Source organism: Microbacterium sp. NPDC055665 (genome assembly GCF_053618035.1).
In genome coordinates, this window is sequence record NZ_JBSHGY010000003.1 from 109,260 (window position 1) to 126,600 (window position 17,341).

Annotated in this window: 12 protein-coding genes and 1 other RNA gene; 3 read left to right on the forward strand and 10 right to left on the reverse strand. The window is 70.3% G+C overall.

Going from position 1 to position 17,341, the window contains the following annotated elements; all coding sequences use genetic code 11:
* Positions 1 to 8: 8 nt before the first annotated feature.
* The 10 genes from ACWGO6_RS09775 to ffs all read right to left on the reverse strand — a co-directional run bounded on the left by ACWGO6_RS09775 (position 9) and on the right by ffs (position 12,102).
* A complete protein-coding gene (locus ACWGO6_RS09775; RefSeq protein ID WP_136040641.1) occupies positions 9 to 926 on the reverse strand; it encodes a DMT family transporter in 918 nt (305 codons plus the stop codon).
* Positions 923 to 1,516: a recombination mediator RecR gene (gene recR / locus ACWGO6_RS09780; protein WP_136040642.1), complete on the reverse strand. Its 594-nt coding sequence runs from the start codon at positions 1,514 to 1,516 to the stop codon at positions 923 to 925. The genes ACWGO6_RS09775 and recR overlap by 4 nt, the downstream gene beginning before the upstream one ends.
* A complete protein-coding gene (locus ACWGO6_RS09785; protein WP_452326589.1) occupies positions 1,516 to 3,810 on the reverse strand; it encodes a DNA polymerase III subunit gamma and tau in 2,295 nt (764 codons plus the stop codon). The genes recR and ACWGO6_RS09785 overlap by 1 nt, the downstream gene beginning before the upstream one ends.
* A 64-nt stretch (positions 3,811 to 3,874) precedes the next feature.
* Positions 3,875 to 6,379: a glycoside hydrolase family 65 protein gene (locus ACWGO6_RS09790; protein ID WP_136040731.1), complete on the reverse strand. Its 2,505-nt coding sequence runs from the start codon at positions 6,377 to 6,379 to the stop codon at positions 3,875 to 3,877.
* A complete protein-coding gene (locus tag ACWGO6_RS09795) occupies positions 6,376 to 7,134 on the reverse strand; it encodes an HAD family hydrolase (protein WP_136040733.1) in 759 nt (252 codons plus the stop codon). Before ACWGO6_RS09795 ends, ACWGO6_RS09790 begins: the two co-directional genes overlap by 4 nt.
* Positions 7,135 to 7,234: 100 nt before the next feature.
* The gene (locus ACWGO6_RS09800; RefSeq protein WP_452326590.1) at positions 7,235 to 8,455 is read right to left on the reverse strand and encodes an acetate/propionate family kinase; all 1,221 of its coding nucleotides are present in this window, start codon (positions 8,453 to 8,455) and stop codon (positions 7,235 to 7,237) included.
* Positions 8,452 to 10,569, reverse strand: a complete 2,118-nt coding sequence (gene pta / locus ACWGO6_RS09805) for a phosphate acetyltransferase (protein ID WP_452326591.1) — start codon at positions 10,567 to 10,569, stop codon at positions 8,452 to 8,454. The genes ACWGO6_RS09800 and pta overlap by 4 nt, the downstream gene beginning before the upstream one ends.
* Before the next feature lie 65 nt (positions 10,570 to 10,634).
* Entirely contained in the window at positions 10,635 to 11,159 is a 525-nt protein-coding gene (locus ACWGO6_RS09810) for a hypothetical protein (RefSeq protein ID WP_452326592.1), read from the reverse strand.
* A 170-nt stretch (positions 11,160 to 11,329) separates the two neighbouring features.
* A complete protein-coding gene (locus ACWGO6_RS09815) occupies positions 11,330 to 11,941 on the reverse strand; it encodes a rhomboid family intramembrane serine protease (RefSeq protein WP_452326593.1) in 612 nt (203 codons plus the stop codon).
* Between the two features lie 64 nt (positions 11,942 to 12,005).
* Positions 12,006 to 12,102, reverse strand: an RNA gene (ffs, locus tag ACWGO6_RS09820) — signal recognition particle sRNA small type.
* A 778-nt stretch (positions 12,103 to 12,880) separates the two neighbouring features.
* Here ffs and ACWGO6_RS09825 point away from each other — a divergent pair.
* From ACWGO6_RS09825 to ACWGO6_RS09835, 3 genes are read left to right on the forward strand one after another with little or no spacing between them, the layout of a single operon-like run.
* Positions 12,881 to 13,870 carry an AAA family ATPase gene (locus ACWGO6_RS09825; protein WP_136040742.1) on the forward strand — a complete coding sequence of 330 codons (990 nt, stop codon included), beginning with the start codon at positions 12,881 to 12,883 and terminating at the stop codon, positions 13,868 to 13,870.
* Positions 13,871 to 13,881: 11 nt separating this feature from the next.
* The gene (locus ACWGO6_RS09830) at positions 13,882 to 15,072 is read left to right on the forward strand and encodes a DUF58 domain-containing protein (protein ID WP_452326594.1); all 1,191 of its coding nucleotides are present in this window, start codon (positions 13,882 to 13,884) and stop codon (positions 15,070 to 15,072) included.
* Positions 15,059 to 17,326 carry a transglutaminase family protein gene (locus tag ACWGO6_RS09835; RefSeq protein ID WP_452326595.1) on the forward strand — a complete coding sequence of 756 codons (2,268 nt, stop codon included), beginning with the start codon at positions 15,059 to 15,061 and terminating at the stop codon, positions 17,324 to 17,326. The genes ACWGO6_RS09830 and ACWGO6_RS09835 overlap by 14 nt, the downstream gene beginning before the upstream one ends.
* The last annotated feature ends 15 nt before the right edge of the window (positions 17,327 to 17,341 follow it).

Genomic DNA, 17,341 nt, shown 5'->3' on the forward strand with positions numbered 1-17,341 from the left:
AACGCGGGTCAGAGGGCGGGAGGGAGCGCCGTGGGAGATGCCGGACGCAGACGACCGCCCGTGGCGGCGAACCAGCAGCCGATGATGATCAGCGGGAAGCCGAGCAGCAGCCCGGGCGTCAGCGGCTCGGCGAGGACGATCGCACCGAGGATGATCGCGACCACCGGATTCACGTAGGTGAACAGCGGTGCGCGCACCGGGCCCACCTCGCGGATCAGGGCGAAGAAGGCGAGGAACGCCACCGCGGTGCAGATCACGGCGAGCGCGAGGAGGGCCGCGATCGACGGCAGCGTGGGCACCTCGTGCTGCGTGAGAAGACCGATCGGGAGGTAGAAGACACCGATCATCAGCAGCGACAGGGTGATGGTGCCCAGCGAAGGGACGTCGTTCAGCTTTCGCGCGACGATGAACGGGGCGATCGCGTAGAGCACGGCCACCAGCAGCACCTCCCCCGCTGCCAGCAGGCTGACCTCGCCGCCGAAGAGACCGGGACCGGCGACCACGACCGCGACGCCGAGGAAGCCGACGAGAAGTCCGATCCCGCGGGCGGGCCGCAGCACTCCGCGGTCGCCCCCACCGAGCGCGATCAGCGCGGCGAAGAGCGGCACGGTCGCCACCAGCAGGCCGGTCATGCCGGAAGGCAGCGTCATCTCGGCGTGTCCGAGCAGCAGGAAGGGACCGGCCATCTCGACCGCGCCGAACGCCAGCACCCACGGCCAGTGCTTCAGCGCAGCCCGGAGCGCTCCGCTGCGAATCGCGAACGGCAGGAGCAGCAGGGCGGCGATGAGAGTGCGCCCGGCCACGATCGCGGGCGGGGAGAACGACTCGACCGCGACGCTGATGAACAGATACGGCACACCCCACAGCAGCGCCATGGCGCCGAAGAGAAGCCAACCGCGACGCGAGAAGCCCGCGTTCGGGGTCACAGGATGCGCCGGCCCTCGAAGGCACGACCGAGGGTGACCTCGTCGGCGTATTCGAGGTCGCCGCCGACGGGCAGCCCGGAGGCGAGCCGGGACACCGTGATCTGCATCGTCGTGAGCAGCCGGCTCAAGTAGCTCGCGGTCGCCTCCCCCTCGAGGTTGGGGTTGGTGGCGAGGATGACCTCCTGCACCGTGCCGTCGGCGAGACGCGTCATGAGCTGCGTGATGCGGAGGTCGTCGGGGCCGATGCCGGCGATGGGGCTGATGGCCCCGCCGAGCACGTGGTAGAGCCCGCGGAACTCACGCGTGCGCTCGATGGCAGCGACGTCTTTCGCGTCTTCGACCACGCAGATCAGCGTCTGGCTGCGGCGCGGGTCGCGGCAGATGGCGCACCGCTCCTGCTCGGCGACGTTGCCGCAGATCTCGCAGAACCGCACCCGTATCCGGATCTCGCTGAGAAGCTCCGCGAGGCGCGCGACGTCGAACGTCGGCGTCTGGAGGATGTGGAACGCGATCCGCTGGGCGGACTTCGGGCCGATTCCGGGGAGCCGACCGAACTCGTCGATCAGCTCCTGAACGATGCCGTCATACATCAGTTGAACCTCGTCGGGGGCTCGTAGGGCTCTTCGCGCAGGAACGTCGCGCCGAGCACCTGGCGGATCACGGCCTCACCGTAGCGCTGCACTCCCCCGACCGAGGGTGCGCGCTCGATGACGACCGGCGGGGCTGCCGCGCGCTGCATCTGCGGGGCAGGTGACTGCGGAGCCTGCAGAGCGGTTCGCTGCGGCGCAGACGGCTGCGGGGAAGACTGCCGTGAGACCGGCGGCTCGTACGAAGGATCGTAGGGCGGCTCGTCATCGAAGGCCGGAGCATCGTCGTCGCCCGGAAGCGGAGGCTCATCGCGATCGATCGCACCATCGGACGGAGGGACGGGCGCGGATGCCGCCGCCTCGACCTCTTCAGGCTCTTCGTCGACGGGCAGCGGCGAAGCCGACACGGGCGGAGCACTCGCCGGTTCTTCCTGCGCGGTGGGGATCGGAGCGACCGCCCACTCCGTCACCGCGGAGGCCGACGCGCCACGGACCTGCGAGCGGGGAGAACCCGCTGACGCAGGCTCCGATGCGGGAGCGGAATCGGCGGGCGCCGAAGGACCGGATGCCGCGGACTGGCGCGGAGCACCACCCGCGGGCATCGGCGCGGGAAGGTACTTCACCCGCACTCCGAGTTCATGCTCGATCGCGGACCGCAGGTGGTCCGAAGGCCCGGAACCCGGAGTGGTGCCCTTGAACTTCGCGACGTCATGCTGGCTCGTGAAGCCGAGCGTCAGCACCTCGGTGTCGGTGACATACGCCAGCGGCTGCACCGTCGTGGCCAGCAGCCAGGACGTGCGGCTGATGCCCTCGAGCCGGGTGAGGACAGCGGGCCAGGATGCACGGATGGCGTCGAACGTGACCGGCCCTCGTGGGGCAGCGGGCTCGGGTGCGGCCGGCGCGGTCTCCTCCGGAGCGGGCGCTTCGGCCTCGGCGGTCGGGGTCTGGCCTGTCGCAGCGGGAGACGAAGCAGCAGCCGCCGGCGACGTGGGTGAGGCGGCGGCAGCCGGCGCCGCGGCTGGCGTGTCCGACTCCGATGAGGCCACGGCGGGGGCCGAGGCCGAGGTGGCGGGGACCGGGGCCGCGGCAGCGGCTGCAGGCCCCGAGGGCGCGACGGGCCGCGCGGGCGCTGCTGTCCGCTCGGCAACGGGAGCCGTCGGCGGCGCAGCGGCAGCATCCGTCGCGCCGGCGAGGACGCGCGCCACCATGAGCTCGAGGTGCAGGCGCGGAGACGTCGCCCCCGACATGTCGTCGAGGGCCGCACTCACCACGTCGGCGGTGCGCGAGAGACGCGCGGCGCCGAAGACCTCTGCCTGGCCGCGCATGCGCTGCAGGTCGTCTTCGGCGATGCCGCGCAGGACAGCCGAAGCACCGGCTCCGACGGCCGCGATGACGATCAGGTCGCGCAGCCGTTCGAGCAGATCGTCGACGAAGCGCCGTGGGTCTTGACCGGTCTGCACGACGCGGTCGATTGCGGGGAACGCGGCCGCGGCGTCTCCGGCGGCGAGCGCGTCGACGATCTCGTCGAGGAGGGCGCCGTGCGTGTATCCGAGCAGAGAGACGGCGCGTGCATAGCCGACCGTCACGGTCTCGGAGCCGGCGGGCGCGTCGGACCCGGCGATGAGCTGGTCGAGCAGCGAGAGCGTGTCTCGGGGAGAGCCGCCGCCGGCGCGCACGACGAGCGGCAGCACACCCTGCTCGACGATCACGCCCTCTTCGGCGCAGAGCTTCTCGACGTACTCGAGCATCGCTGCCGGCGGCACCAGACGGAACGGGTAGTGGTGCGTGCGGGAGCGGATCGTGCCGAGGACCTTCTCGGGCTCGGTCGTCGCGAAGATGAACTTGACGTGCTCCGGCGGCTCTTCCACGAGCTTGAGCAGCGCGTTGAACCCCTGCGGGGTGACCATGTGCGCCTCGTCGAGGATGAAGATCTTGTACCGGTCGCGGCTGGGGGCAAAGGTGGCCCGCTCGCGCAGGTCGCGGGCGTCGTCGACGCCGTTGTGGCTGGCCGCGTCGATCTCGACGACGTCGAGGGATCCGCCGCCGGCGCGCGACAGCTCGACGCAGCTCGGGCAGACGCCGCAGGGCACGTCGGTCGGCCCTTCGGCGCAGTTCAGGCAGCGCGCCAGGATGCGCGCCGAAGTCGTCTTGCCGCAGCCGCGAGGGCCGGAGAACAGGTACGCGTGGCCGACCCGATCGCCGCGCAGCGCCGTCATGAGCGGGTCGGTCACCTGGGACTGCCCGATCATCTCGCCGAACGTCTCGGGTCGGTAGCGGCGGTAGAGGGCTGTGGTCACCTCAACAGCCTACGGCGTGCCACCGACCTTCGGCGGGTCGGCGGCTCCCCGGTCCTCCGACGCGTCAGTCGATCGACTCGATCACCGGAATGGCCGTGGTGATCACCGGGACGGATGCCGACATCCGCGTGCCGTCCTCGCGACGGGCGTCGGCGAACTGCCGCAGCGTCGGGCGCCCGGGGATCAGGGGACCCTGATCCGCCAGAGGCACGACGACCTCGTCCTCTACCGTCGCGAAGTACGCGGTGTCCCGCACGCTGAAAGGCACCGGAGGGCCGCTGCGCACCTGCACGCGCAGCTCGTCCTTGGTGACCGTCACCTGCAGCGTGGATCCCTGCCACTGCAGCGGGAAGGACAGCGACGGCCAGTCGGCCGGCAGCCGTGGGTCGAAACTCAGGTCGCCGGCATAGTCGCGCATGCCGCCGAAGCCGCACACCAGCGCCGTCCACACTCCCCCGGCGGAGGCCACGTGCACGCCGTCGGCCGCGTTGTGGTGCAGGTCGTGCAGGTCGACGAACAGCGACTGCTCGAAGTATCTCTGCGCGAGATCCTGGTACCCCACCTCGGCGGCGAGGATCGACTGCACGACCGCCGAGAGCGTCGAGTCGCCCGTGGTCAGCGGATCGTAGTAGTCGAAGTCGGCCTTCTTCTCCTCGGGCGAGAAGTGGTTGCCCTGCAGGAACAGCGCCAGCACGACATCCGCCTGCTTGAGCACCTGGAACCGGTAGATCACCAGCGGGTGGAAGTGCAGCAGCAGCGGTCGCTGCTCGGCGGGAGTGTTGGCGAGATCCCAGACCTCGCGCTCGAGGAACAGCGAATCCTGCGGATGGATGCCGAGGCCCTCGCTGTAGGGGATGTACATCGCCTCCGCCGCGCGGTCCCACGCCTCGGCCTCGCCGACGCCGAGCCCTGTCCGATCGACGAGCTTCACGTAGTCCTCGGGGTGATTCTCCCGGATTTCGCGCACGATCTTGGCTGCGTAACGGAGGTTGTAGCGTGCCATGACGTTCGTGTACAGGTTGTCGTTGACGACCGTGGTGTACTCGTCCGGCCCCGTGACGCCGTGGATGTGGAAGGTCTCGATCCCGTCGCCGGCATCCGTCTCCTCCACCAGCCGCGAGGCACGCCAGAATCCGAGGGTCGCCCACAGCCGGGCCGTCTCGATCGCGATGTCGGCGCCCTCGCGCCGCAGGAACTCCTCGTCACCGGTCGCGCGCACGTACTTGCCGAGCGCGAAGCTGATGTCGGCGTTGATGTGGTACTGCGCGGTGCCGGCCGCGTAGTACGCGGATGCTTCCTCGCCGTTGATGGTGCGCCACGGGAAGAGCGCCCCCGCCTCGTTGAGCTGTGCAGCCCGGCGACGCGCAGCGGGGAGCATCTTCACCCGCGCCCGCAGTGCGTTGTACGCCCACCGCGGCGACGTGTAGGTGAGGAACGGGAGCACGTAGATCTCGGTGTCCCAGAAGTAGTGTCCGCTGTAGCCGGAACCGGAGACGCCCTTCGCCGGGACGCCGGCGCCGTCTGCGCGGGCGGAGGCCTGAGCGAGCTGGAACAGGCACCAGCGGGTGGCCTGCTGCAGGTCGTCGCGGCCGCCGATCTGCACGTCGCTGCGCTCCCAGAACGCATCGAGCCAGGCCCGCTGACGCTGGAAGACGGTCTCGACACCCTCAGCGGCCGCGCGGTCGAGCGAACGACGGCAGCGGTCGACGAGCTCGCGCGGCGGCACGCCGCGGGAGGTGTGGTAGCTGACCAGCTTCGTGACCGTGATGGGAACACCGGCCTTGGCCTGCACGCGGAACACGTTCTTCGCGATGTCGGGCTCCACGAGCGTGCGGGCGTTGTACTCGTTCTCGGTCTCGACCACGTGGTCGGCCACGACGGCGACCGTCATCCCGGAGTCCGCGACGCGGTATGACAGCGCGGAGCGCATCCCGTCCTGCCAGTGCTCGGCGGGCTCCAGCACGCGGTCGGCGATCTTCTCGGCCTTGCGGGGGTCGAACGCCGCTTTGGTTCCGATCGGAGTGCCGGCGTACACGCCCGCGCCGTCCTGGCGGTTCAGCAGCTGGCAGCTGATCGTGACCGGCGCGTCGGCGTTCTCGACGACGACCTCCAGCCGCAGCACCGCGAGGTGCCGCTCCTCGAAGCTCACGATGCGCTCGTCGCGCATCCGGACGCGCTTGCCCGACGGAGTCTCCCAGACGACGTGACGCTCGAGGACCCCGGTGCGCAGGTCGAGCGTGCGGCGGTACTCGCGCACATCGGCGTCGTCGAGCGAGATGGGCTCGTCGTCGACGTAGACGCGCATGACCTTGGCGTCGGGGGCGTTGACGATCGTCTGCCCGACCTCGGCGAAGCCGTAGGCCTGCTCGGCGTGGCGGATCGGCCAGGTCTCGTGGAGCCCGTTGATGAACGTGCCGTGCTCCTGGGCGCCGCGACCCTCGATGTGGTTGCCGCGCAGGCCCAGGTAGCCGTTGCCGACGGAGAACAACGTCTCGCCGACGCCCTCCTCCGAGTAGTGCGTGTCGATCAGACGCCACGGGTCGACGGGGAAGCGGTCGCGGTCGATCATGCGGTCTCCGGGGTGTCGGTGCGGGAATCGGGGGCGAACACGGCCAGGTCGTCGACGACGACGGTCGCGCCGGCGGCTCGGAGGGCGTCGGCTCCGGTTCCCCGGTCGACACCGATCACGGACGCATAGCCTGCTGCGGCGGCGGAAGCGGCACCGGAGGTGGCATCCTCCACGGCGACGGAGCGGGCCGGATCCACTCCGAGGGCTGTGGCACCGGCGGCGAACATGTCGGCTGCGGGCTTCGAGGCGAGGCCGTCACGCTCGGCCACGACACCGTCCACGACGACCCGGAAGAAGGAGCGGATGCCGGCGGCGGCCAGCACCTCCTCGGCGTTCTTGGAGCTCGACACCACACCGAGCGGGATACCCGCGGCATGCAGAGCCTCGACGAGGGCGAGCGAGCCCGGGTACGGCGCTATCCCCTGCCCGCGCAGCGACTCCGCGAAAGCGGCGTTCTTGCGGTTGCCGATCCCGCAGATGGTCTCGGCCGAGGGGTCGTCGTCGACCGCGCCCCAGGGCACTTCGACGTTGCGGCTGTGCAGCAGACTCGCCACTCCGTCGTAGCGCTTCTTACCATCGACGTAGTCGTAGTAATCGGCGTCGGTGTAGGGCGGCGTGATCCCCCAGCGGGCGAACACGTCGTCGAACACGACCTTCCAGGCCCGCATGTGCACCTCGGCGGTCGGGGTGAGCACGCCGTCGAGGTCGAACAGTACGCCTTCGGCGTGGAACAGGTCGGGCAGTGCTTCTGGCACAGAGCCTCCAGGAGAAGGGCGATCGTCGGGCCGGCACCGCTCCGTGCCACTGTGCAAGCGTAATGCTGTGGCGCGCCGGGAGGTAACCCCGGCGGGCCGATCAGAGCAGTTCGGCCGTCTGGCGCGCGATCTGCAGTTCCTCGTCGGTGGGCACCACGAGCACCGCCACCGGAGAGGAATTCGTGGAGATGCGACGGATGCCCCGCTCCCTGGCCTCGTTGCGAGCGGCATCCAGCTCCACACCGGCGAATCCGAGGGTCGCCATCGCGGCCGCCCGCACCGCCGCCGCGTTCTCGCCGACGCCGGCGGTGAAGGAGATGACATCCACTCCCCCGAGCTGCGCGATGTACGCGCCGGCGTAGGCGCGCAGGCGGTGCACGTACACGTCGAAGGCCAGCATCGCCGCGTCCTCCCCCGCCTCCACCCCGGCGAGGATGTCGCGCATGTCGCTGCGCCCGGCGAGACCGGCGAGGCCGCTGCGGGTGTTGAGCAGCGAGTCGAGGTCGTCTATCGAGAGGCCGGCACGACGCGACAGGTGCACGAGCGCCGCGGGGTCGAGGTCGCCGGAGCGGGTGCCCATGACCAGACCCTCGAGCGGGGTGAGTCCCATCGAGGTCTCGACCGAGCGACCGCCGTCGATGGCCGTCACGGACGCCCCGTTGCCGAGGTGGAACACGAGCTGACGGAGGCTGCCGAGGTCGCGGCCGAGGAACGCTGCCGCGGCCTCGCTCACGTACTGGTGGCTCGTGCCGTGGAAGCCGTAGCGGCGCACCCGGTGCTCCGCGGCGAGCGCGGCATCGATCGCGTAGGTGTACGCGGCGGGCGGGAGCGTCTGGTGGAAAGCGGTGTCGAACACGGCGACGTGCGGCACCTGATCGAACACGGCGCGAGCGGCGCGGATGCCGGCCAGGTTCGCGGGGTTGTGCAGCGGCGCGAGCACCGCGAGCTCGTCGATCTGCCGCTCCACATCGGCGTCGATCAGCGTCGGGGCGTAGAAGCGGGCGCCGCCGTGCACCACGCGGTGTCCGACGGCGACCGGGCGATGCTCCTCGAGCGACGGCCCGTGCGCGGCGAACTGCTCGCGCATGATCTCGAAGGCGGCGGCGTGATCGGCGATCGGGCGCTCATCGCGGTAGGTCGCATCGAGCATCGTCGGCATGGCCGTCCCGTCGGTCTCCGGGCGGACGGTGTGCGCGACGGGACTGGCGTCCTGGCCGATGCGCTCGATGAGACCGCTCGCCAGGAGGTTCTCCTGCTCGATGTCGATCAGGCTGTACTTCAGCGACGACGACCCGCTGTTGATGACCAGGATCGCGCTCATGCCGAATCTCCCTGCGCCTGGATCGCGGTGATCGCGACGGTGTTGACGATGTCGGCGACCAGCGCGCCGCGGGACAGGTCGTTGATGGGCTTGTTGAGTCCCTGCAGCACCGGCCCGATGGCGACGGCTCCGGCCGAGCGCTGCACCGCCTTGTAGGTGTTGTTGCCCGTGTTGAGGTCGGGGAACACGAACACCGTCGCGCGCCCGGCCACGGCCGAATCGGGGAGCTTGGCCTTCGCGACCGCCGCATCCGCTGCCGCGTCGTACTGGATCGGGCCCTCCACCGGCAGCTCGGGCGCCCGCTCACGCACGAGGGCGGTCGCGGCGCGCACCTTGTCGACGTCGGCGCCGGTGCCGGACTCGCCCGTCGAGTACGACAGCATCGCCACGCGCGGGTCGATGCCGAACTGACGGGCCGTCATCGCCGAGGAGATGGCGATGTCGGCGAGCTGCTCGCTCGTCGGGTCGGGGATCACGGCACAGTCGCCGTACACGAGCACGCGGTCGGCGAGCGCCATCAGGAACACACTCGAGACGACGTTCACTCCCGGCTTGGTCTTGATGATCTCGAAGGACGGACGGATGGTGTGCGCTGTCGTGTGCGCGGCGCCGGAGACCATGCCGTCGGCGAGGCCGAGGTGCACCATCATCGTGCCGAAGTACGACACATCGGTCACGGTGTCTGCCGCCTGGGCGAGCGTGATGCCCTTGTGGGCGCGGAGTCGCGCATATTCCGCGGCGAAGCGCTCGACCAGCTCGGGGTCGGTGGGGCTGAGCACCTGGGCCGCGGCGATGTCGACGCCGAGCTCGACGGCGCGAGCGCGGATGGATGCCTCGTCGCCCAGGATCGTCAGGTCGGCGACCTCTCTGGCCAGCAGAGTGGCGGCGGCACGCAGGATGCGGTCGTCTCCGCCCTCCGGCAACACGATGCGTCGGCGGTCGGCTCTGGCGCGTTCGATGAGTCCGTACTGGAACATCAGCGGCGTCACGACCCGCGACTCGGCGAGCCCGAGCTGCTCGGTCAGCTCGGCGATGTCCACGTGCGCCTGGAACAGGCCGAGCGCACGGTCGTACCGGCTGCGGGAATCGGCGGAGATCCGGCCGCGGGCTCCCATCACCCGCACCGCGGTGTCGTACGTGCCCAGGTCGGTGGTGATGATCGGAACCGTCGACGCGAATCCGTCGAGCAGCTGGAGGATCGGCTCCGGCAGCGGGAAGGGGCCGTTCAGGATGATGCCGGCGATGCGCGGGAACGTGCCGGACGAGTCCGCCAGCAGCGCGGCGAGGAGAACTTCGGTGCGGTCGGCCGGGATCACCACGACCGCCTCCTCGGTGAGCCGCGGCAGCACGTTGACCATCGACATCCCCGCGACCACGATCGTCAGCGCCTCCGCCGCCAGGCGGTCGTCGTCGCCCTTGAGCAGCTCCCCGTCGACGGCCGAGAGGATGCCGCGGATCGAGGGGGCGACGAGCGCACGGTCCTCCGGAATCGCCCACACCGGCGTCCGGTCGTCGTGCAGCACGGCGCGCACGGCATCGATCACGGCCTCGAGTGCGTCGGGGTCGGCCCGGTTCACGGCGACCGCGAACAGCTCGGCGCGCTCTGCCGCGAGCTCGGACAGCGCCAGTTCCGCGATCTGCCCGACGGCAGCGGCGGCGCGAGCCGTCGTCGTGCCGAGCTGCTCAGCCTGGCGCTGCTGATCGCGACCGCTGAGGACGAGCAGCACCGGGGCGCCGAGGTTGGCGGCGATCCGTGCGTTGAAGCCCAGCTCTGCGGGGCTGGCGACATCCGTGTAATCGCTGCCGATGATGACGACGGAGTCGCACTGCGCCTCGACGGCCTTGAACCGCGCGACGATCGTCGACAGCGCCGCTTCCGGATCGCTGCGCACGTCGTCATAGGTGACGCCGATGCAGTCCTCGTAGTCGAGCTGCACGCCGTCGTGCGCCAGCATCAGCTCGAGGATGTCGTCGCGTTCGGTGACGGATCGCGCGATCGGGCGGAACACCCCTACCCGCGGCGATACGCGCATCAGTGCGTCGAGCGCCCCGAGGGCGATCGTCGACTTTCCGGTATGGCCTTCGGCCGAGGTGATGTAGATGCTCTGCGCCACGGCTTCAGCTTAGGCGCGGCATCCGTGAACCCGCCCGGCGTCGTACCGGGACTATTGCGTCGGCATCACTCGCACGGCCCCGACAGTGCGTCGACGACCGCCGTGGCATCCGCCTGGAACTGCGAGTAGTACTCGCGATCCATGTTGATCTGCACACGGTGGATCGCGTGCGACGGCGCCATGGTCTGCCAGCCGGGAAGCCGGCCGAGGCGGTCGAAGAACAGGGTCGCGGCGGTCGCGGGATCCATCCGCTGCTCGGCACTCCCCCACCAGTCCTGCTGCTGGAACAGTCCGATGCTCGTCGTGCGCGAGCCGTCGGGGTTGGTGAACCCGCTCGTCTCCCAGTCGCCGTAGTCGATGTTGCGGAGGCTGCTCTCGCCCATCGCCGTCATCACCCCGAGGATCTGCCCGTCGCGGTCGAAGCCGAGGCCGGCCGCCGTGCGCACGATCGTCGCCGCGTTCTCGAGCTGCTCCCCGCTCCATCCCTCGATGCCCGCCGCAGGGAACGTGCGCGGCTCGTCGATGCAGATCGGCGCCGGGTCGCGCGCGAGGCCGAGCGGGATGAGCACGAGAAGCCCGGCGGTGACCACGACGGCTCCGACGGACAGGAGTATGCGCTGCAGGATCTTCCGACGGCGGAGCCTGATCGCGGCCTGCCGACGCGCGCCCGGCTTCCGACGCCTCCGCGTGCTCCCGCGCCTGGTTGCGGGCCTCTTCGCCGCGGGCTTGCGTTTCGCGCGAGGTGCCGCACGCCCCGGAGTCATGGGGCGAGGGCTCCGCGCTCTGTTCGCGGGCGGCGGCCGATCAGTGCAGCGATCGCGCCGCCGATCGCACCGAAGAGATGGCCCTGCCAGGAGATGCCGTCGGCGACGCCGAACACTCCGGCCAGCATCGTGGCGCCGTACAGGGCGAGCACGATCAGCGCGATGACGGCGTAGAGGATCCGGTGGGCGACCCGGCCCGGCGCGAACACCCGCATCACGACGTAACCGAAGTAGCCGAACACGAGCCCGGAGGCGCCGACCGTCAGAGTTCCCGGAGCGTTGAACACCCAGGTGCCGATACCGCCGACGACGGCGACGATGGCCGTGACCGCCCAGAACCGACGCGTGCCCTCGACCGCGACGAGGCAGCCGAGCACGAGGAACGGCACCGAATTCGCGATGAGATGCTGCCAGTTCGCATGCAGGAGCGGACCGAGCGCGATGCCGCCGAGGCCCGAGATGTCCCAGGACCGCAACCCGAAGCCGGTGAACGAGCCGGGGAGGATCGCATCGGCGAACTGCACGACCCACATCGCGACGAGGAGGAGCACTGGCGAGGCGAATCGGCCGAGCGGATGCTGCGCCTTCGGCGGCTGGGTGACGGTCACCGGACGATTGTCGCAGGTGCAGCCCGGAGGCGACTGAGCGTCGGGCGGACCACCCGCAGAAAAAGAAAGTGACTCTCCGCGCACCCAGCAGAGCCCGGTTACCCTTGCTGCGTTTCCGCCCTGGGGGAATTGGCCTGGATGCCGCCACGCGGAGAGCCGTCAACCATCCTAACCCGGCGACGACGGGCTCGACGACACTCCCCCGCTCTTTGGCGGACTGAGCAGATCACGGATGCCATCAGTCTCCCGCTCTAGTCACGGCGTTTTCCGCGGCACCCTGCGCTCGCATGAGGCGGAGGCGCGATGAAGCGCGTCGATCCGAGCTGGGTCGCGTCCGGCGGGTGCCAACGAGCCAGCGTCGACCGACCGTCAACGCAACCGCCGTCTACATCCACAGGCCCACGACTCGGCTCCTCCGCGGAGGGCAGAACCATGACGGGGCGCCGATGATACTCCGGTCGCCCCTATCCGGCGAGTCAGCCATTCGGAGGACAGACATATCGAGATCTAAAAGGTAACGTGACACTCTCAGACAGCGAGTGCTATAGGAAAGAGAAGGAAGAAGCTCATGAGATATTCGTCCATCACCACGCGCCTCAAACTGGACGTGCCATCGTTCATCCCCACAAGCGTGAAGTGTTAGATTCGCCGCATGCTTTGGGCAATGATGTCGGCGATGCTCTTCTTGGTGGTGTTCTTCTCGTTCACCCGCCGATCCCATAAGAAGCACGCCGGGGACAAGACCAGATCTCGGAAATAAGAGGCAAACGCGAGTACGGCCCCCAGAACCAGCTGTGGTTCTGGGGGCCGTACTTTACTGTTACGGCCCTCGCCTCCTGCGACGCCCGACCTCAGCGCGAGGAACTGCCAGAGCGATACCCCCGCCACAGGGTTACGATCGAGTAACGCGCACCGCAGCGCCGATGTGAGAGGGAACGCATGCCCGAGAACGCCCCCCTGGTCCCGGTGATGATCGACGCCGAGCGGTTCGCCGCGCAGACCTCAGCGATCCTCGGCTCCATCGGTCAGGTCATCGACGGCAAGCCGGATGCCGTGCGCAGCGCTCTCGTCTGCCTGCTCGCGGAGGGGCATCTGCTCATCGAAGACGTGCCCGGGGTCGGCAAGACGATGCTCGCGCGCGCACTCGCCGCGAGCGTGGACGCGACGGTGCGCCGCATCCAGTTCACGCCCGACCTGCTTCCCGGCGACGTCACCGGCGTCTCGGTGTACAACCCGGTCGATCGGGAGTTCGAGTTCAAGCGCGGTGCGGTGTTCGCCCACATCGTGATCGCCGACGAGATCAACCGCTCCTCGCCCAAGACGCAGTCCGCGCTGCTCGAGGCGATGGAGGAAGGTCAGGTGACGGTCGACGGTGCGACGCATCTGCTCCCGAAGCCGTTCCTGGTCGTCGCGACCCAGAACCCGCTCGAGATGGAGGGCACCTACGCCCTGCCCGAAGCGCAGCGCGACCGCTTCATGATGCGCATCTCGATGGGCTACCCGGATGCCGCAGCCGAAGCTCTCATGCTCCGCCAGCGCGATGTCGTGAGCCCGCTGGCCGCGGTGACACCCGTCGCCGATGCGGCATCCATCTCGCAACTCATCGCGTGGGCGCGCTCCGTCCACGTGGCTCCTGCGCTCGAGGAGTACACGGTCGCCCTGGCACAGTCGACCCGCTCCGACCCGAACCTCCACCTCGGGGCGAGCCCCCGCGCGACGCTGCAGCTAATCCGGGCGGCGAAGGTGTGGGCCGCCCTCGACGGACGAGACTTCGTCATCCCCGATGACATCACCGCGCTGCTGATCCCCGTGCTGGCGCACCGCCTGCTTCCCGCGCGCGGCGCCCACCGTGCGGGAGCGCAGCCCGTCGAGGCCGCGCTGAGCCAGATCGTCGAACGCGTGCGCGTGCCCGTCGCGACCCGTTCCTGACCGAGACCCTCATGCGACGACGCCGATCCCTCACCAGCCGCGGCGCCGGTGCGCTCATCGCCGCGCTGGGCTGCATGATCGCCGCCAACGTGCTCGGCGCCCGCATCCTGCTCTACATCGGGGTGCTGCTCGCAACCCTCACCCTCTTCTCGCTCCTCGCCGTCCGCCTCCCCCGCCGATCCGGGACGGTCACGCGTCAGATCTCCACCGACTTGCTCACGGTGTCGGAGACCTCGCGGGTCACGGTGCGCTTCACGTTGCGCGCCCTCCGTGTGCCGCGCGGGCTGTGGCACGACGTGCTGCCCGACGCCGTCACCGGGGACTCCGGCGGCGAGTACCCGGCAGAGACGGGTCAGCTGAGCTACCTGATCACCGGCGTCCGACGCGGGGTCTGGCCGCTGGGGCCGCTCATGCTGCGCACCGTGGATCCGTTCGGGCTGGCCCAGCGCGAACAGTCGTTCGGCGACACCCGCAGCATCACCGTCGTGCCCGAGGTCTTCGCCCTCGCGCCTCTCGCGGTGCGGGTCGGGGCCGCCGGCGGAACCGCGCACACCTCCTCGACGAGGCTCGGGCAGGGCAGCGACAACCTGTCGCCGCGGGGTTACATCCCCGGCGACTCGATGCGCCGCATCCACTGGCGGGCGACCGCGCACCGCGGGCAGCTCATGGTGCGGCAGGAGGAGGAGGAATCGAGCCCCGACGCGGTCGTCGTGCTCGATCGCAGCAGCCACCACTGGGACGCGCCGGGCGTCGACGCCGATCCCGCCTTCGAAGCCGCCGTGTCGCTGTGCGCATCCTCCGCCATCCATCTCGCGGGGGAGGGGTACAGCGTCGACGTGATCGACGGCGCGGGGACCCTGCTCGGCGCTCTGCGCGGACACGAAGACGACCGCGACGGTCTGCTCGTGGCGCTGGCGATGGTGACGCCCCGGGGTGAGAGCCGGGATCTCGCGTCGCTCATCGGCGGGACGCCTCCGGGCCCGCTGGTCTACATCACCGGGCGCCTCGACGAGGAGGATGCCGCACTGCTGCGTCCGGCGGGAGCCACCGCTCCGATGCTGTTCAGCACCGAACTGCTGCCCGGTGCCGTCGAGGCCTCCACCCCGCACGGCTGGACCGTCGTCGAGCTCGGAGGGGACATCGCCGAGGCGTGGGAGGATGCCGTCTCGGCGCGGATCGGAGTCGGCGATGTTCCGCGCTGAGCAGTCGCCCCCGACCGCGGCCGCCCCCGCACCGACGGCACCGCGGTGGCATCGCGATCGCGAGGAGCCGACCGGCGTGGTGGGTCCCGGTGCGCTGGCGGCCGTGGCGACACTCGTCGCGACGTGGCCGTACACGTCCGTCATCTCTCCGGGAACCTGGTCAGGCACCGTCCTCGTCGTGGTCATCGTCGTGGCGGGAACGGGCATGCTGCTGCGTCACCTCCTGCGCCGGCGAGCGGCATGGCTGCAGGACACCGGCACCCTCCTTACGCAGATCCTCGTGGCCATCGGCGTCGTGACGCTACTCGTCGCGGGTGACACCGCGATCTTCGGGGTGATCCCGACGACCACCACCATCGCGGTGTTCGGGGCTCTCGGAGCCGCCGCCTTCGAGGAGGTGGCGTTCGGTTCCGCACCGCTGGATGCTTCGCCCGGGCTCGCCGCCACGATGGGCGCGGGCTTCGCGATCGTCGCGATCCTCGTCGATCACCTCGTGGCGCACCGGTCGGCCGTGCTGGCGGCGCTGCTGACCGGAGCCATCGGCGCGGTGCCGATGATCATCACCCTCGGTGACACCAACGTGGTCTGGTTCGTGCTCTACGGCGTGATGGCCCTGCTTCTCTTCCGGTACACCGCGCGCCGGCATCCGGAATCGCCGCGGCGGTCGTCGGCCTCCCTCGCGGTCGCGATCGGAGCCGCCGCGCTCGTCACGACCGTCGCCATCGCCCCCGCGCTGCCCGTCGCCACGAGCATGGCCGGCACCGGCGTCGGCGTCACGGTCGATGCGTCGCTGCGGCTCGGCGACGATCTGCGTCAGCCGAACCCGGTCGAGGTGCTGACCGTGGCGGCGGACGGGGATGCGGCGCCCTATCTCCGACTGACGACGCTCTCCCGTTTCGACGGACGCGTCTGGCAGCCGGACCGGGGCGACCTGCAGTCGCAGGACGACGGCTTCGGCGCCCCCGAGTGGAGCGAGGAGATCGCGACGGAGGAGCAGAACACCTCCATCCGGGTGCTGCGCATGTCGAGCTCGTGGCTTCCGGTGCCGTACCCCGCTACCGCCGTGCAGGGTCTCAGCGGCTCGTGGCGGGTCTCCCCCGACAACCGCACGCTCTTCTCCCGCAGCGCGGATGCCGTCGGCAACGACTACACCGTCACCTCGTCCCGGCTGAACCCGACGCTCGAGCAGATCCGCGCGATCGACGCGGCAGCACCCGTCGTGGACCCCGAAGCCGAACCGGTGGAGCTGCCGGGCATCATCGCCGAGACGGCCACCGACGTGACCGCGGCCGCGAGCACCGACTACGACCGACTCGTGGCTCTGCAGAACTGGTTCCGCTCGCAGTTCGCGTACTCCCTCGAGACGCCGGTGCAGGACGGCTTCGACGGCACCGGCGCCGACGCCGTGGCGCAGTTCCTCGAAGCGCGCCAGGGGTACTGCGTGCACTTCGCCGGAGCGTTCGCGCTGATGGCCGAGAGCCTGGGGATGCAGGTGCGCATCGTTGTCGGCTACCTGCCGGGGTCGCTCACCGACGAGAAGCGCGGCACGGAGTCGGTCTTCTCGGTGACCAGCGATCAGCTGCACTCCTGGCCGGAGGTGCTCTTCCCCGGAGTCGGCTGGGTTCCGTTCGAGCCGACCGCCTCCCTGGGCGTGCCGACCGCGTTCCGTGCGGGAGTGACGCAGGGCGGTGGACCCGGAGATCCTTCCGTCCCCGTGCCCACCACGGCCCCGCAGAGCGAGGAGACCTCGGGGCCGGAAGTGGACCGCGAGGATGCCGGCGGGGACTCCGCAGACGGCGGTGCACAGCGCAGCCTGGATACGACACCGGTCCTGCTCACGGCACTCGGAGTCGTCGTGCTGCTCCTGCTGCCGGCGCTCATCCGCGTCGTCGAGCGCCGCGGCCGTCTGAGCCGAGCGCGCGACGGGGATCCCGCGGCGGCCTGGGCCGAGCTCCGCGACACCCTGATCGACCTGCAGCTGGACGTGTCCGACGCCGAGACCCCGCGCGTGCGTGCGGCGGGGCTCGTGCGGGAGCGTCACGTCGACGCGGCGGCGATGCGGCGACTCACGGATGCCGTCGAGCAGTCCAACTACGCCCGCTCCGGTGAGGCATCGACTGACCTCTCCGAGCCGCTGCGCCAGGTCCTGGGGCAGTTGCGCGCCAGCGTCGACCGACCGACCCGAGTGCGCGCCGCGCTGCTGCCGCGCTCGCTGTACGCGCCACGGGCCGCCGAGCCGGGTGCCGCGGTCTGACGGCGGCGCGCCGCG

Coding starts and splice junctions, on each gene's coding strand:
- ACWGO6_RS09830 (WP_452326594.1), top strand. CDS start 13,882: ATGCGACGACGCCGATCCCTCACCAGCCGCGGCGCCGGTGCGCTCATC.
- ACWGO6_RS09835 (WP_452326595.1), top strand. CDS start 15,059: ATGTTCCGCGCTGAGCAGTCGCCCCCGACCGCGGCCGCCCCCGCACCG.
- ACWGO6_RS09825 (WP_136040742.1), top strand. CDS start 12,881: ATGCCCGAGAACGCCCCCCTGGTCCCGGTGATGATCGACGCCGAGCGG.
- ACWGO6_RS09800 (WP_452326590.1), bottom strand. CDS start 8,455: ATGAGCGCGATCCTGGTCATCAACAGCGGGTCGTCGTCGCTGAAGTAC.
- ACWGO6_RS09790 (WP_136040731.1), bottom strand. CDS start 6,379: ATGATCGACCGCGACCGCTTCCCCGTCGACCCGTGGCGTCTGATCGAC.
- recR (WP_136040642.1), bottom strand. CDS start 1,516: ATGTATGACGGCATCGTTCAGGAGCTGATCGACGAGTTCGGTCGGCTC.